The sequence below is a fragment of the Salirhabdus euzebyi genome (assembly GCF_014207435.1).
In the GTDB taxonomy this organism is placed as follows: Bacteria; Bacillota; Bacilli; order Bacillales; family Alkalibacillaceae; genus Salirhabdus; species Salirhabdus euzebyi.
The window spans coordinates 164683-181990 of the sequence record NZ_JACHGH010000002.1 but is presented as its reverse complement, the minus strand read 5'-3'; the positions used below and the strand labels follow the sequence as shown (position 1 = coordinate 181990).

Genomic DNA, 17308 nt, shown 5'->3' with positions numbered 1-17308 from the left:
GGTGCTAAAATGACTATTCACAATCCAAAGTTAATCTCCACAGAAATTTCTCTACTATGGACAACCTATTTACAAGATTCCCTTGCCTATTACATATTAAAGCATTTTCAATTAACTAATGAGGATACTAGCCTTAATCCTATTCTATCTTTCGCTTTAGAATGTTCAAATGAGCATATCCAACAGGTTAGTACTTTGTTTAAACAGGAAGGAATTCCTATCCCTGATGGTTTTACTGAGGAAGATTGGAATCAAGATGCCCCAAAGTTATTTCCAGACTTACTGATGTATCGTTTTTTGGAGCATATGTCAAGAGCAGGACTGACGAACTATGCATTAGGAAAATCCACCTGTGTAAGAAAGGATGTTCGAGAACTTGCAGGACAATGGTTAAAACAATCCAATCAATTGTACGACATTGTTATTGACACAATGTTACGAAAGGGTATTTTAGTTAGAAGTCCTTCACTTGCCTATCCAACAGAAAAAGAATATGTGCAAAAAGCCACATTTTTTACGGATGGTTTTTTAGATGAGGATAGACCATTACTAGCAGTAGAAATATCCCATCTAGGAGCAAATATTGAAGGAAGCTTAACGGTTGCTGCAATGATGCTTGCCTATAGCCAAGTAGCAGAAAAAAGAGAAGTTCGAGATTTACTTTATAGAGGTCACAAAATAGCTAAAAAGCATGCAGAAGTATTTTCACAAGTTTTACGGAAGGAAGCAATACATGCTCCTTCTGGCTGGGATAGTGATATACTCGGTTCCACGACACCCCCATTTTCCGATAAACTTATTACGAATAATGTATCTGCAATGATTAGTATTGGTATTAATAATTATGGCTCAGCTATTGGGGCAAGTTTACGGAGGGACTTAGGAATCAATTATGTCAGACTGATTACCGAACTAGCCAATTACGCAGAGGACCTTGCTGAGTTTATGATTAAACAGCAATGGATGGAAAAACCTCCTCAAAACTTAAACCGTGAAGAATTAGTGAAAAAGAAGAGATAGTATGGTTCTGCTAATCATTCAAAATAGGATCTTTTTGTAAAAATTGTTGTAGTGGTTAATGTTGATGGAGACTGCGACGTAACTTGATGTGTGCAAATCCAAGGTATTCCGCGGAGAGGCTGAGGCCGTGCCCGTGGAAGCGGAGTTTGCCGAAGCCGTCGTATAGCACTCATCAAAATGCAAACCTATAGTTACGTCGCAATTTAAATAAAAAATACAGCAGTTTTCTTATACAATAGCCAAAAATAAAAAAACGATTGTAAACCTTTATGGTTCACAATCGTTTTCGAAAGTTAGCGATAATGTTTTGTTACTTTATTAAGTAGTTCTTTAAATTGTTCTTCTTTTAAGTTTTTAATCGGTAAGTAGCCCATTTTTGTCCTGTCTGGATGATAATCAAATTCACGTAAATGCCCTACATATATGTAACCTGTTAGGGTACCATCCTTTAACATTCCGACTTTCGATAGCAAGTTTCTTTTCCCAGATGGTAGGCGGCGTCTTCTGAAATGTATTTCGTGTCTAATTTCGTTATCATATTGAACGTCTAATAGGTCTAATGGCTGTAGATTTTTTTCTAAACTTTCCATTGTTAACATGCTCACATTCCTCCTTACGTTTTCCATACAAATGTGAATTGTTAATCTAATTATAATTTTTAGACACCTTGTTGCAATCCATCCATGTTATGAATAAATCTACTACTTAAGACTGATAATGTTCTAATCCACCTGAATTTTGATTTTCACCTTCTTGATAAATTGAGTCTAGTATTTACACATATAAGACGAATGAACATTTATTTATGTTACACAAAATAAATAATATTTTTTAACAAGAAAAAACGGCTGATAAAATCAACCGTTCTGTCTTCTTACATCCCTAATTTGACCCTTTATTAAAACTTTTTTCTGCACATCAATACCCAGTTTCCTAGCTAATTGTTTAATCGTTCGTTCCTCACGTGAAGTGACGAGTGAAATGATAGTTCCGAAAGATGAACCTAGTCTCCCTGTCCGTCCAGATCGATGTACGTATTGGTTTACTTCTTCTGGTACATCAATATGGATAACATGGGTAACTCCTTCAATATCTAACCCTCTAGCTGCAACATCTGTTGCTAAAAGTAATGGTTTTTTACCACTTCTAAATTCTTGTATTGCTTTTGCTCTATCTTGTTTCTTTGTATCACCATGGATTACAGCTATTGGTAGACCTTTATAAGCTAGTTTTTCAGCAAAAACGGAAAGGTTACCAATGTCTTTCATGAAGGCAATCCCTCTCATCTTATCTAATCTACCTAGTTTTCTAACAAATTCAATTTTATCTCTTGCCTCACATTCAAAATAAATGTGCTCCACAGGAGGTAGGGCATCTTCTTTTTCTATTCTAATTTTTTCAGGGTTTTGAAGTAGGCTTGTTGCCACTTTTTCTGTTTCTTCCTTTAACGTTGCGGAAAAGACAACTATTTGTCGGTCAGCAAGTGCTGACTTTACAATGTTTTGAACAGTAGGGATATGTTCAGCTACTAAAAGCTGATCAGCCTCATCAAGAACAATCATCTTTACATGATTCATTTTTACTTTTTTCATTTTTATTAATTCGTACGTCCTACCCGGAGTTCCTACGATTATTTGTGGACGCTTTTTTAATTTTTCTAATTGACGTTTGACATTGGCCCCACCGATAAATGATGCACTGTTTATCGGTTCGTTCATGGTCCACTTTTGAATTTCTTGATTAATCTGCATAACTAATTCATGTGAAGAAGCTAAAATAACTGCCTGCACACCGCTGTTTGCCACATCAATGTTTTGAAGAATAGGCAATAAGTAAGCTAAGGTTTTACCAGTACCAGTTGGAGATTCAGCAATCACATCTTTTCCTTCTAAAATGGTTGGAATTGCCTGCTCCTGAATAGATGTAGGTTTTGTAAAGTTTTCTTTTTCCCATGCTTCCTTGATAAAAGGTTTAAACGTATTCAATAGTTCCCATTGTTCTGTCATTTGGCTCTTTCCTTTCTAATTGAAACAGTCTTCTACCTTGATCTATTTCTATTATCCCTCTTGCGAGCAGTATTCTTTCCATTACGGGGATTAGTTTGTTTTTGTTTTGAAAATCCTGTCCTAGGTCTTCTTTTGTTAGGCTTGCTTTCATTATTCCCTTCATTTTCTTTATTCTGCTCGGTTTTTTGGACTATTTTTCTATTTATTGACATTTTAATGCCTTTTTCAATTACCTGTAGAGATTGATTGTCTTTAGGTGCAACTAATGTAATAGCCATCCCTCTTTGACCCGCACGACCAGTTCGACCTATACGGTGAATGTAGCTTTCAACATCTTCTGGAATATCATAGTTAAACACATGTGTTACCCCTTCAATATCTAGGCCTCGTGCAGCAACGTCGGTAGCAACCAAAAATTGCAATTTGGCCTCTCGAAATTGTTTGGTTACTTTTTCCCTTTTTGCTTGGGATAAATCACCGTGTAACTCATCGCTATTGTAACCATAAGTTTGCAGTGCATCATTTAACGTTTTTGCTCTTCTTTTTGTTCGGCAAAAAATGATAGCTAAAAATGGTCGATACTCATCAAGAAGATTCCGTAATGTCATTTGTTTTGTACGGTCTGTCGTTTCCACAACTAGTTGGTCAATGTCTTCAACCGTTATTTTTGTTTCTTTTATTCGAATATCTTCTGGTTTTTTCATGTATCGCTTTGATAAAGTTCGAACTTCCTGGGGCATTGTAGCAGAAAAAAGCATCATTTGTCTTTCAGTGTTCGTTTTTTTTATAATATCCTCTACTTCTTGTAAAAAGCCCATATTTAACATTTGATCCGCTTCATCTAATACGAGCATGGAAATTTTAGAAAGATCAATCGTGCCACGACGCAAATGATCCAAAAGTCTCCCAGGGGTTGCGACAACTATTTGTGTAGCTCCTTTTAATTTTCGCAATTGTTTATCTACATCCTGGCCGCCATAAACAGCCAAAACTTCTAGCCCATCTTTATAGGTAATGAGCTTATTAATTTCCTCAGTAATTTGAATAGCCAATTCACGAGTAGGAGCCAAAATTAATGCCTGTATATGTGGCTCAGATGGATCTATTTTTTGTAAAATCGGCAAAACGAAAGCAAGCGTCTTTCCTGTTCCTGTCTGCGCTTGCCCTAGAACATCATTACCTTCCAATATAGAAGGTATTGCTCTTTCCTGAACAGCTGTTGGTTTTTCTATTCCAAGCATAAATAATTTCTTATAAAGATTCTCTTGTAAGCCTAGCTCGGTAAAGTTCTTCATTCTTTACACCTCTCGTTTTTAACTACTATTATTATGATTGGTTCGATTTGTTTGGATAATTCGCATAAAATGAAAAAGCACCTGAACAATCAGATGCTTATAGAAGTTCTCTTCAAAAATTCATTCAATGCCTTGCCTTTACGTTGCGCTTCTTCATACCCTTGGACATACAGACGTTTTAACTTGTCCGGGTTACGTTCAATACGGCTTACTTCTAATTTTTCTATGGGGCGAATCACAAAAGCATTACCATTCTTCTCTTGCTCTTCTATGTACTGAACTGTCTTGTTATACGTTTCATGTCGTTCTAACATCGTTTTCGCAAGAGATGGATAATGACGGAATTTTCGCTTCACATACCATTGAAATGAAGACTTGGACTTAACGTACCCTTCATTTCGTGTTAAAATAACGACGTTTTTCCTATTCCCATCCGATTCAGATTTTCGAATTGGGATCGGATCAGATATACCACCGTCCAATAAATATTTTCCGTCATATTCAACCTCAGGTGCAATAAATGGAAGTGAGCTAGAGGCTCTTAATATCGTTAACATATTATTCTGATGGGCTGACTTTTCGAAATATACGGCTTGTCCTGTTTGGCAATCAGTCGTTCCAACAATAAATTTTTCTGGAGCCTTATAAAAAGTTTCATAATCAAATGGTGCTAGTTCATTAGGGAGCTTATTAAACAAAAAATCCATGCCGAGTAATTCTCTATTTTTGAAAAATCGTTTAATCGATATGTACTCAGGGTGTTCAATATAGTCAATATTCACGATTCTATTTCGGTCTTTTTGACGAGAAAGATAAGATGAACCATTACAAGCGCCAGCGGAAACACCAATTACGTACGGAAAATACAAATCATTTTCCATAAAATAATGGAGAACACCCGCTGTAAAGGAACCTCTCATCCCCCCTCCTTCTAGTATTAATCCTGTATGTTCCATTTCTATCGCCTCTATTAATTACATTTAATAACTATCTTATCATAATAAATCCCTTTAAAACATTATTTTGTCATCAAATAAGAGGGACCAACCTATCAGGTCCCTCTCTTTATAAATCACTACGTTTTTTTATTCGTCCAATACCTAATTCCCTCGATTCTTTATATAATGCCTTTATTAAACTAACAGTCATTAAGGCCATTATGATGGAAAATGGTAAAGCTGCAATAATCATCGTATTTTGTAGAGCATCAAGACCGCCTGTATAAAGAAGTGCTACTGCGATGGCAGCAAGTAATATACCCCAAGTTAATTTCACTTGATTCCCTGGTGAATGTGATCCATTAGTTGTCATCATTCCAAGCACATACGTACCAGAATCCGCTGAAGTAATGAAGAACGTTGCAATTAGAATAATCGCAATGAAGGATGCAATTAATCCTAATGGATAATTTTCAAATACCGCAAACAACGTTTCTTCTGTGGCTAAACCTGAAATTTGGGCAATCCCATTATGTTCTAAATGTATGGCAGAACCACCAAATGCGGCGAACCATAAAAAACCTATAACAGATGGAATTAGTAATACACTAAACACAAATTCACGTATACTTCTCCCTCTCGATACTCTTGCTATAAAGACCCCTACGAATGGTGACCAGGAAATCCACCAAGCCCAATAAAAAATAGTCCATCCGGTTATCCATCCGCGAATTTCTCCATCTAAAGGTGCAATTCTAAAACTCATTCGAGCAATGGATTGGATGTATGTCCCTATCGTATCTGTAAATAAATTCAATATAAATATTGTTGGACCTACAAATAACATGATTAAAAACAAAATAACAGCAAGTCCCATATTTGCATTGCTTAAATATTTTATCCCTTTACTCAGTCCTGTCCATGCAGAAATCATAAACAGAACGGTTACAATTGTAATAATAATGAGCTGAACTAGAATATTATTAGGGATGTCATATAAAAAAGATAAACCGCCATTTATTTGTACTGCTCCAAAACCAAGCGTAGTCGCTACACCAAGAACTGTTGCAACAACCGCTATAATATCTATCACTTTTCCAGAAACGCCTTTCACTTTCTCTCCAAAAATTGGCTTTAAAGTTGCACTAATTAATCCAGGTTCACCATGTCTAAAATTGAAATAAGCTAGTGATAAGCCAACAATGCCATAAATACCCCATGCATGAATGCCCCAATGGAAAAAAGTAAATCGCATCGCATCTCTAATAGCTTGATTTGTTCCAACTTCACCTGTTGGAGAACTTACTGCATAATGGCTTAGTGGTTCTGCTGTACCCCAGAACACAAGTCCAATACCCATACCCGCACTAAATAACATGGCAATCCAGGTAGGTCTTGTAAATTCAGGTTTCTCATCCTGTCTACCTAATTTAATTCTTCCAACTGGGCTAATTAGGAACCACAAACAAACAATTGTCATTAACGTTACAACAATTAAATAATACCAGCCAAACGAATTAGAAATAAATGTTTGTAATTTACCTGTAAATTCCTCTAATACTTCTGGCATAAAAACTCCAAACACAACCAAGAGAGCTATAATTGCAGCAGAAATATAAAATACACTCGAAGCCTTTTTCATTTTATTACTCCCTTCCATCTTATTGCTACACCATTATTGTTTTCTTCCTTTCGTGTTTTATGTGCGGCTTTGTAAGTTTCAAATGGAACGCTGAATTAGGATAACCCGATATGTAATGAGGCAAACCAAAAAGAGGATTGTTGAATTTTCAACAATCCCCTGTTATCTCATTACGTCTTTTTGTCTCTCGCGGCAACTAGTTTAAAAGTTAGCATATACATTCCTGCACTTAGTAAGGTTAATAGGAATAAAATGTTGAATGTCCATTGGAATCCTACCCAGCTTGTTAGTGGAATAGCAATTGGTGCTATCGTTCGCCCAATTGTAAAACGCAAGCTACCTGCAGCAAAGTACTGCCCTCTCATATGCTCAGGAGCAAGTTTTGAAATAAAGCTTTCTTGAATACCAACAACCATTAGTTCACCCATAGTAAAAACTAACATTCCTATTGCAATAATCCAAAGACTAGTCGTGTGACCAAATATCAACATAGAAGTTCCATACAAAAAAGCTGAAATAACAAATACATTTCGCTCATAATATTTAGACATCCATCTAGATATAAATACTGTTAATAAAGCTACTAACAGGCCATTTTCTGCAATAATCCAACCAAATGCTTTCTCTCCTGTTGCTTCAACAGTCCAGTTGCCTATGGAGAATAATTGTTGAGCAGGGACTTGTTCACTCATGTATACCGCTAAAAGTAAATCCATTTGCATAAAAGCTTGAGCAACGAAAATACCACCGATGATAAAGAATAAGAATGCCCTATCATTTATAATAACACGATAGTCCCTTAGCTGTTCTTTTATTGCTGTGTACCATTTTCTTCGCTCTTTAACTTCCACACTTGTTTCACCTATTATAGTAGGAGCTGTTTCTCTAATTAATTTTAAAATCAAAATTGTTAAAAGAAAGCTCGCTAAAGCACTTGCTAATAATAAAGCGAAGCGATACTCGAAGAAAAAGATACCCCCAAGAATTGGTCCGATTACAACTGAAATATTAATAGCTGTATAAAAAACTGCAAACACTTCAGTACGGTGTTTGGCAGGAACTACGTCCGCAACCATTGCATGACTAGCAGGCCAATAGAAGGAGCCAAAAATACCTAGTGCTGAAAAACTAATGAAACTAAGCATAGGCGACTCTAGCCATGGCGAATTGGCAAAAGCAAATACCACAAAAGCAGCCCCTTGACCAAACGCTGCAAATACCATCATTTTTTTACGTCCATACTTATCCGCGCAATACCCCCCAATTAAGTTTGCGAAAACCGCAATTAACTGGGAAATAATCAATAAAGCACCAGCGAGTTCTTTTCCGAAATGGTTGGAAAAATAAATTGCCATAAACGGGAAAAACATCCAAAACAATACGTTTATCAAAAATTCACCAAATAACCGAACCTTTAAGTTCAGATCCCAATCTTTCCACCTCAATTTTATTCCCTTCTTTCTTAATGATTTATAGTCGGTGGTGATTCCATCTTTCTAAGCTCTGAACAATTGAATTAGTTCAGTTGAAAGAAGCGAAAAGAAAAGTAGATTTGTAATAAGAAGAATATCCTCTTTCCTATAAATTAACACTTCATCAAAGCCTAAACTGTTCTAAAAGCACAAAAAAGCCCATGACAAACGTATTTCGTTCATCATAAGCATCTTAAGAGAAACATGACGAGTCGAAGAACGTTGTCCAAGAAAGATGGAATGGCATAGCAAATAACACTGTAAAAAAACATTTACAGGTTATATCAGCATGCAATTACCTTTCCTTGAACATCGCTTTTCATCATCACACATCTCCAATCATTTTTTTACCTTATAAAATTTACCATATTATTAATGGAAAGACAATATATAATTAAGCCTCTGCACGCGAAAATTTGATGGTTGCCAATACAACGAAAACAATACTAATGATTGTTACAACGACAACTTCTTCCGTAAAGGTAATGACATGATCAAATATTCTTAGATTTAAGCCCATTGCTTCTACCAGAACAGGATTCATTTGCTCGACATCAAAAATGATTTTTTTGAACATATCCACAGAGTATGTTAGTGGATTAATTTTTACTAACACGTCCATCCAAGCAGGCATGCCACTTAACGGAAAAAGCGCTCCCGATAAAAATAGCATTGGAAAAATTAAAATTTGTACAATCATTTGAAAACCTTGTGCTGTTTTTAAGGAGCTAGCTATAAGCAAGCCGATTGACGAAATCGCAAAAGCTACTAAAAACATAACTGGAAAAAGCTTTATTATCGTCATATATGAAATCGATATACCGATAAAGGGAACAAATACGAGCATCATTAAACCTTGAAAAACAGCTACAGTACTTCCTCCTAATACTTTACCAATTGCTATAGACACTCTTGACATTGGAGAAACCAGAATTTCCCGCATATAACCAAATTCTTTATCTTGGACGACCGAAAGTGCGGAAAAAATGGCAGTATTGAAAACCGTCATACCGATAATTCCTGGAAACATAAATTCTACAAAATTAAAATCACTTAATGGACCACTTGCTCCCTCCCCACCAAGCATAGTCGACATCGCACCACTCATACCACTACCAAATAAAATAAGAAACATAAATGGCATTGCAAAGGAGCCCACTAAGCGGGTTCGATCACGAAAAAATTTTAAAATATCACGTTGCCAAATCGCGTATATCGCTTCCATCTAATGCCCTCTCCTTCCCTGTCGTAGCTGCTTTTTCATACGGTCTTTTTGGGATATAACTTCCTCTCTAATTTCTCGACCTGTTAACTGTAAAAACACATCATTTAATGTTGGGCGACGTAAGTTTACACTTTTAATCGGAATGTTAAATGTTTTAATAAACTCTACTAAAAATTCATCTCCTTTTGTTACGTGGAAAGAGAGAACTTGTTCAAGCTCTTTTACTTCTGTAAGATAGGTTGCTTTAATTAACTTTTTGGCTTCTTCATTGTTTTCCGTTGTCACTTCCAAAATGTCTCCACCAACATTCCTTTTTAATTCATCAGGCGTATCTAATGCAATTAAATTCCCACCATCCATTACAGCAACACGATCACAAATTTCTGCCTCATCCATGTAGTGTGTTGTTAAAAAGATTGTAATTCCAGCTTTTTCTTTTAGCTTTAAAATATATTCCCAAATATGGGCTCTCGTTTGTGGGTCAAGCCCCACCGTAGGTTCATCCAAAAATAATACTTTAGGATAGTGAAGCAAACCTCTTGCAATTTCTAACCTTCTTTTCATGCCGCCTGAGAACGTCTCTACTACATTGGTACGCCTATCGGTTAGATCAACTATTTCTAAAACTTCTTGTATTCGTGCTTCTCGTAAGTTTTTCTCAACTCCATAAAATTTACAATGGAGCATTAAATTTTCATTTGCCGTTAATTTTTCGTCTAACGTAGATTCCTGGAAAATAAGTCCAATACTAGAACGTACTTTGTTTTTCTGTTTAACAATATCAAATCCATTTATGAAAGCCTTTCCTTCCGAGGGCTTAACAATAGTGGATAACATATTAATAGTTGTACTTTTTCCAGCACCATTGGGACCGAGAAAACCAAAAATTTCTCCGCTTTCCACATGAAAATCAACGCCTTTTACTGCCTCAAAGTCTTTATAGTTTTTTTTAAGTCCTTTTACTTCTACAATCTTGGACATCTTCTCTTCCCCTATCCTTACAATAATTTTTTTAACGTTTGTAAACCGGTTAAAATATTTCTCATTTCTTCATCGGATGCATGCTCGACAATAGATTCTAAAAAAGTCGATACTCGGTTATGAAGAGTAGTATGTAGATCCTCGATTTGTTGTGAAGGATAAACATAGACAATACGTTTATCCTTCTCACTTCTTTTTCTACTTATATAATTACGATTTTCTAGACGGTCTAAAATACCAGACACCGTACTATTTGCTAGACTCATCTTTTTACTTATATCACTTACTTTTAGCTTTTTATCTTCACAGAGCATATGCATAATCATCATTTGAGGTGGGGTTAATTCAAGGTCTTTAAAAGCTATTCTTAGCTTTACGTTTATCTGTGAATTAATGTCTCTTATTAATGAAGCTATTTGTGATCCACTTTTCATATCCCTTTACCTCTCCTTAAACGTTTCGCAAACGATTATTTCGTATACGAAATATTATAACAAAATTCTATGCCGGGAGTTAATTTCCTAGTACTCGATACTTTCAAATTTGATTTTGTTTTCCACTTCATAATTGATGAAAACAAGAAACACATGCTATCACAATAGCATGTGTTTCCCTTATAATTACATTCTATTTACTTCTTACTTCATTCCAATAATAAACTAATGTTTCCATTCCTTTATCAAAGCTTTCTAATGGAAAGCTTTCATTTGGAGAATGTAGTCTATCATCAGGTGTCCCGAATCCTAGTAAAACAATTGGAATGTTATAAATTGTTTCAATTAACTCTACTACAGGGATAGAACCACCCATTCGAACGTAAACCGTTTCTTTACCAAATGCTTCCGAATAGCTTTTGGCGGCTTTTGTTATCAATGGATGGTTAGGGTCTACCTTATAAGCTTTTGCAGAAAGAGGCTCTCTTTTAATGTCTATTGTGACACCTGCTGGAACATTTTTTTCTAGATGCTCTACTAGAAGTTCTTGGATACGAGTTGGGTTCTGGCCTGGAACGAGACGACATGTTAGTTTTGCAGTCGCTGACGATGGAATAATCGTTTTTGTCCCTTCCCCTTGATAACCACTATATAATCCGTTTATTTCTAAAGTTGGTCTTGCCATCGTATGCTCTTTTGCTGTATACCCTTGCTCCGGAGTCGTCTCTGGGATTCCAGTAGAATTCACGAAATCCTCACCAGGCACATTTTTTATGAGCTCACGTTCATCACTAGTCAGCTCCTCCACACCATCATAAAAGCCATCAACCGTAACAACTTCATCCATATTTTTTAAAGTGGAAAGAATATGAGCCATTGCCATAGCTGGATTTCTTACAGCCCCACCGTAAATACCAGAATGCAAATCACGAGATGGGCCTTTAACGGTAAACTCTAAACCTGTAAAGCCTTTTAATCCATATAAGATTGTTGGCTGTCCGCTGTCTACCATGCCTGAATCTGAAATGACAGCAAAATCGGCATCAAACTTTTCTTTTTGTTTTTCAAGTATTTCGTATAAATTTTCACTTCCTATTTCCTCTTCACCCTCTATACAAACCTTCACATTTAGAGGAAGAGTACCAGTTGTTTTTATGTATGCTTCAAAAACAGCTAAATGCATAAAAACTTGGCCTTTATCGTCACTCGAACCTCTAGCATAAAGGCGCCCATTTCTTACTTCTGGCTTAAAAGGTTCACTATCCCATAGTTCATATGGATCGGCTGGCTGTACATCATAATGGCCATATAAGAGGACTGTTGGTGCATTTTCACCTGCTTCCATCCACTCACCATAGACAAGGGGATGCTTTTTTGTTTGCATCACTTCCACACTGCTAAATCCTAATTCATTTAAGTAATCAGCCACAAACTTTGCCGCTTGTTCTACATCGTTATTATGTATGCTATCCGTACTTACACTTGGAATGGATAAAAAATCGTTCAGCTTTTCAAGATGTTTTTCTCGGTTTTCATGCAAATAGTTAATCACTTTTTCTACCATAATTAGACTCCTTCACTTTTATTTGTTCTTCATTATACACTCTTTCATAAGGATTCGCATACTTGAACGAATAATAAAAAAAAGGACGTTTACACGTCCTTTACACTTTTAACCAAGCAACACCCATCGTTCCATAACCAGTATGAACTCCTGCAACTGGTACAAGTGTTTCTACCTTAAATTTAATTGTTTGATGAATAGATTCCAACTCTTCTTTCCAAGCGTGTGCCATATCCGCTACACCTGCATGTAACACACAAACCTCTTTCAGTTGATATTGTTGGATTGCTTCCCCAACGATATCGAAAATTCTTCTTTTTGCACGCTTTTTCGCTCTAATTTTTTCGTCAACGACAACTTTCCCATCATCAAACTTCAATAATAGGTTGATGTTCATCAAATTAGCAAAAACTGTTTGAGCAGTGCTGACTCGTCCACTTCTTTTCAACTGATCAAAACTCGCAGGCAAAAGATATAAATCTGTTTGTTGTGGATATGCCTTCATTATTTCTACAATTTCTTCAAAGCTTTTACCGGATTCTTGCATTTCTATACCATTTTGAATCATTTTACCAAGTGGATAAGATCCAATTCTAGAATCAATAACTTCTACAGGAAAACCTGTCATTTGAGAAGCACTCACTGAACTTTGATAAGTCCCAGTTAATTCGCTCGATGCATGAATAGCAATCCCACAATCATATTCCTCTTTTACTTTTTCGTAGACCTCAATAAATTCACCGTAGGAAGGCTGACTTGTTTTTGCCCCTTCACCATAAACCTGTAATTTTTCGTAAATTTCTTCTTTAGATAAATCAATGTCTTCTTTATAAGAGATGCCATTTAAAATTACATTCATTGGTAGGACGAAAATCCCTTTTTCTTTAATATATTCTTCTGGTAAACCGCAAGTACTATCTGTAATCCAAGCAATCTTTTTCATAAATGTGTTCCCCTCGTTAAAGTATTTCGACGCATTTGTTAAAATTTTACCACGTTATAATTCTTTCATACGTTTAACGTATTTTTTCTTCTTATACATCTTTTTAGGTACTTTATGATAAAAGAGACAATCTTTCTTTTGTAATCATAAAGCTGTCTAAGTATAAATCAGGCTCTAGATTTTCCCAGCCTACTTCTTTAATAAAGAAAGACCCTAAATAAGCTTCCACTATTGGTGCAACAACCATAGCTAAATCGAATTCTTTTTGGCTTTTACCAAATACCTCCAAATAAGCATGAATAATATCCTGTTGCACAGATGTCCATCCGTTATTTTTATCGGTAACCTTGTCTAATTCTTTAACCTCTCTAAGTAATTTATCAAGAGTAAAGAATGGATGGGTAATAACTGCCTCTTCAAAATCAAAAAGAATAACCTCTCCTGTTCGATTGTCTATTGCTGCATTTTTCCCATGAAAATCTAAATGATGAATGGAGACCAATTTTTCATTCAATTGACTCAGTATTTTTGTAACGTTCTCTATTATTACTTTTACATCCTGGTTCGAAAGTTTATCCTTCCAGACACCCTTATACTTTGCATATTTATCCTTTACAAAGTCGGGCAATAATACAGCCAATTTCCCAATAGGTAAACTCGGAATTTTGTCATCTAGCTTCACTATAGGTGCAAGTTCTTTTTGGATCCTGCCCATTGTTTTTCCCATCTTCCTATATGCGCTTCGACTATCTAATTCCCTTACTAACTGAGCATCAAACTTCTCGAATACTAACCACGTAAAATTTTCTTTTGTTTCCCCACATAAAAATGTAGGCAAATGTTTTGAATGCAGCTTACTTAATGTTTCATATATGGATACAGAAGGCTTGAAAATGGATAAAAAGCCTATTTTTAGCACAACTGACTTAGTATCTTGTCCTGTCTTTATTTCAAATAGAGAAGTAATACCCCAATCATTGGACCGAAATATTTCTATGGGACCTATCACCTCTACACACTCATCGAAGGAGTCTTTTATCCACTCTCTTGCTTTCTCTAACTTTACCTTTTTATTATTCCATTTTAATGTAGACAAACCATGCCTCCTAACATAAATCACAAAATGTATACGAAAGTATAATATCTACATGATTTAAAAATTGTTATCATAGAGAAAAGACGCTTTTTGTAAGCTTCTTAGGATAGATTAATCCAAACATCTAAGAAAAACCAAACAATCATCACAAATTGAATGACTACCTTAGCAAAAGAACTACCTAAAAAGCCGACAAGTGAGCCAAAAGCGGCCTTCATTGATTCTCCCAAGCTTTTTCTCTGTAATTTTTCGGTAACGAAAACAGCAACGAAAGGAATAACTAAAATTCCTATTGGAGGGAAGACGAAAGACCCGAATATAACAGCAATTGCTGCTATTCTTTCACCCCATTTACTCCCACCAAATTTTTTAACAAAATGGCTATTCACGATTATATCCGCAACAAATAATATAACGGTAAAAATTCCCATCACTATCCAAAAAACTACTGATAATGTTTGGTCATTTATAAAGAAATGGTAGACTAAAAAACCACCCCATAACACCAAAACAGACGGCACTATCGGAAATAAAATTCCCACAAAGCTAAATGCAAATAATGCAACAATAGCAATCCATAATAAAATATCTATCAATAAACTCACTCCATCTTTAAATTATCTAACTCATTTATTCTACAATTTCTTACCAACTTTATAAATATCTTTTTATAATTCCATATTTATGTCACATTTTTGGTAAATTTTACAACATTTTTCATCTGTAAGACAAAGATAATTAAGAGGAGGTTAATGTTCATGGAAAAAGAGGAAACCAGCGGACAAGAGGAATTCCATCAAGAAAAATCATCTACAGGTATGGATCTAAACGTAGCAGGATTACTATGTTATCTGGTAGGTTTGATTACCGGAATTGTTTTTTACATTATTGAAAAGGAAAGTTCATTCATTAGATTTCATGCTCTACAATCTATATTTGTATTTGGAGGGTTATTCGTCCTCAGCATCGTGTTAGGTATGATCCCAATTTTAGGATGGTTCGTTTATATCCTAATTTACCCACTCATTATTGCTCTGTGGATCTTATTGATGGTAAAAGCTTACCAAGGAAAAAGATTTAAGCTACCTCTAATTGGTAATATGGTAGAAAAACAACTACATTCCTCCAAGTAATTAATTGTAAACGGTTAAGCTTTTCGCTTAACCGTTTTTTTATGTCAAAAAATTATTTCTTGCGCTTTAGACTAATGGTAAAATTTATCTGAACTGTTTATTTATGGAGGAGTTTATATGCGTATACTAGTCATTGGTTGTCTACTTCTCATGTTTGGTTGTAGTCATTCTGTTGAAAGCTCCTATATAGTAGAGAAAGCAGCAAACCATAATGAGAAATACCTATCAACTGTGCCCGTGCTGTTAAAACATAAACATGTAAAAGATTTCTCCCGTTTTACAGAAAAGCATGTAAAAAACTTCATTTTATCAAAATATGAAGCTCCCAACTATCTACCTGTAGAATGGGGAGAAACGGTTACAGGAGTCAAAACACAATTAAACACAACAGAAAAAGTGATCGCATTAACATTAGATGCTTGCGGGGGACCTTACGGAAGTGAATATGATAAGGAATTACTAGATTACTTGATCACACAACACATTCCTGCAACTTTATTTGTCAATAGTAGGTGGATAAATGAGAATCCAGAATTATTTTTAGCATTATATAACAATCCCCTTTTCAGCATAGCAAATCATGGCACTCATCATAAACCTTTATCGATCAATGGAAACACTGCATGGGGTATAAAGGGCACTACCAGTATTGCTGAAGTTGTAGAAGAAGTATTAGTAAATAATCAACTAATTGAACAAATGACTGGGGAGACACCTAAATATTTTCGTTCTGGTACTGCTTTTTACGATGATGTAAGCGTTCAAATTGTTGAGGATTTAGGTATGGAAGTTGTTAACTATTCTATTTTAGGGGACGCTGGTGCCACCTATTCAAAAGAACAAGTTAAACATGCCCTTCTAAACTCCCATGCTGGTTCAATTGCCTTACTCCACATGAATCAACCCCATAGTGAGACAGCTGAAGGAGTGAAATTAGCTATCCCAATACTAATAAAAGAGGGATTTCGTTTTGCAAAGCTTGATGAGTTTCCATTAAAATAAACCCTTTTTCTACATAATTACAACTCTTTAGGGAAAAATATAAATTTTTTGACTATTTTTGATCCAGGTGGAAATAATAGTAAAAAATTTATTAGGAGTTGAGTATGTTGAAAAAGTTTATGTTTCTTTTCGGGTGTCTTCTTTTTATCTTAACAGCCTGTAACGGTTCCAATAATTCAAATGAGGACCCAGATACCCAAGTGAAAGGTGCTACTTCAGAAATGTTGGATGTACTTATACGTGTTCCCGAAACTGTTACTGCAGATGAAGAGGTAACGATAGAGGCACTTGTTACACAAGGTGATGATCTTGTCGAAAATGCTGATGAAGTAGTTTTTGAAGTATGGCGCTCTGGTGAAGATGACAGAGAGATGATGGAATCCATCCATCAAGGGGATGGCGTATATTCTATTAATACTATTTTTGATGAACAAGGAACATACTTTGTTGTGGCTCACGCAACCGCGAGAAATATGCACCATATGCCAAGACAAGAAATAACCGTCTCCGCAAAACAATGATTATGGATTCAGTTAGCGGAATCATCTTACCGTTTA

General features: G+C 35.6%; 17 protein-coding genes. 4 read left to right on the top strand and 13 right to left on the bottom strand.

The annotated features are described in order from the left end of the window. Positions 1-9: 9 nt before the first annotated feature. Entirely contained in the window at positions 10-1020 is a 1011-nt protein-coding gene (locus tag HNQ94_RS03965) for a DUF3231 family protein (protein WP_174494972.1), read from the top strand. Between the two features lie 293 nt (positions 1021-1313). On the opposite strand, the gene HNQ94_RS03960 is transcribed toward HNQ94_RS03965, so the two are convergent. The 13 genes from HNQ94_RS03960 to HNQ94_RS03900 form a co-directional block, all read right to left on the bottom strand. Further along, positions 1314-1619 carry a hypothetical protein gene (locus HNQ94_RS03960; RefSeq protein WP_174494973.1) on the bottom strand — a complete coding sequence of 102 codons (306 nt, stop codon included), beginning with the start codon at positions 1617-1619 and terminating at the stop codon, positions 1314-1316. 258 nt (positions 1620-1877) lie between these two features. Beyond that, positions 1878-3026, bottom strand: coding sequence for a DEAD/DEAH box helicase (locus HNQ94_RS03955; RefSeq protein ID WP_174494974.1), 1149 nt, complete (start codon positions 3024-3026; stop codon positions 1878-1880). A 32-nt stretch (positions 3027-3058) separates the two neighbouring features. After that, positions 3059-4321 (bottom strand): DEAD/DEAH box helicase, encoded by a 1263-nt coding sequence (locus tag HNQ94_RS03950; protein ID WP_174494975.1) that lies wholly within the window; start codon positions 4319-4321, stop codon positions 3059-3061. An 89-nt stretch (positions 4322-4410) separates the two neighbouring features. Then, a complete protein-coding gene (locus HNQ94_RS03945; RefSeq protein WP_174494976.1) occupies positions 4411-5277 on the bottom strand; it encodes a patatin-like phospholipase family protein in 867 nt (288 codons plus the stop codon). A gap of 109 nt (positions 5278-5386) precedes the next feature. After that, entirely contained in the window at positions 5387-6901 is a 1515-nt protein-coding gene (locus HNQ94_RS03940; RefSeq protein WP_174494977.1) for a glycine betaine uptake BCCT transporter, read from the bottom strand. 170 nt (positions 6902-7071) lie between these two features. Continuing rightward, entirely contained in the window at positions 7072-8346 is a 1275-nt protein-coding gene (locus HNQ94_RS03935; RefSeq protein ID WP_174494978.1) for an MDR family MFS transporter, read from the bottom strand. 421 nt (positions 8347-8767) lie between these two features. After that, complete coding sequence (locus HNQ94_RS03930) at positions 8768-9598, bottom strand: ABC transporter permease (RefSeq protein ID WP_174494979.1); 831 nt, start codon at positions 9596-9598, stop codon at positions 8768-8770. Then, positions 9599-10579 (bottom strand): ATP-binding cassette domain-containing protein, encoded by a 981-nt coding sequence (locus tag HNQ94_RS03925; protein ID WP_174494980.1) that lies wholly within the window; start codon positions 10577-10579, stop codon positions 9599-9601. A 17-nt stretch (positions 10580-10596) separates the two neighbouring features. Further along, positions 10597-11013, bottom strand: a complete 417-nt coding sequence (locus HNQ94_RS03920; RefSeq protein ID WP_174494981.1) for a MarR family winged helix-turn-helix transcriptional regulator — start codon at positions 11011-11013, stop codon at positions 10597-10599. 193 nt (positions 11014-11206) lie between these two features. Then, complete coding sequence (locus HNQ94_RS03915) at positions 11207-12577, bottom strand: dipeptidase (RefSeq protein WP_174494982.1); 1371 nt, start codon at positions 12575-12577, stop codon at positions 11207-11209. Positions 12578-12677: 100 nt separating this feature from the next. After that, entirely contained in the window at positions 12678-13520 is an 843-nt protein-coding gene (locus HNQ94_RS03910) for a fatty acid kinase binding subunit FakB (RefSeq protein WP_174494983.1), read from the bottom strand. A 112-nt stretch (positions 13521-13632) separates the two neighbouring features. Beyond that, on the bottom strand, positions 13633-14616 hold the full coding sequence (locus tag HNQ94_RS03905; protein ID WP_174494984.1) for a hypothetical protein: 984 nt from the start codon (positions 14614-14616) through the stop codon (positions 13633-13635). A gap of 101 nt (positions 14617-14717) precedes the next feature. Then, positions 14718-15221 (bottom strand): DUF456 domain-containing protein, encoded by a 504-nt coding sequence (locus tag HNQ94_RS03900; RefSeq protein WP_311771615.1) that lies wholly within the window; start codon positions 15219-15221, stop codon positions 14718-14720. Between the two features lie 153 nt (positions 15222-15374). Here HNQ94_RS03900 and HNQ94_RS03895 point away from each other — a divergent pair, with 153 nt between their 5' ends. From HNQ94_RS03895 to HNQ94_RS03885, 3 genes are all read left to right on the top strand, one after another. Continuing rightward, on the top strand, positions 15375-15749 hold the full coding sequence (locus HNQ94_RS03895) for a DUF4870 domain-containing protein (protein ID WP_311771614.1): 375 nt from the start codon (positions 15375-15377) through the stop codon (positions 15747-15749). A 117-nt stretch (positions 15750-15866) separates the two neighbouring features. Then, on the top strand, positions 15867-16751 hold the full coding sequence (locus tag HNQ94_RS03890; protein ID WP_174494987.1) for a polysaccharide deacetylase family protein: 885 nt from the start codon (positions 15867-15869) through the stop codon (positions 16749-16751). A 107-nt stretch (positions 16752-16858) separates the two neighbouring features. Then, entirely contained in the window at positions 16859-17272 is a 414-nt protein-coding gene (locus HNQ94_RS03885) for a FixH family protein (protein WP_174494988.1), read from the top strand. Positions 17273-17308: the final 36 nt, after the last annotated feature.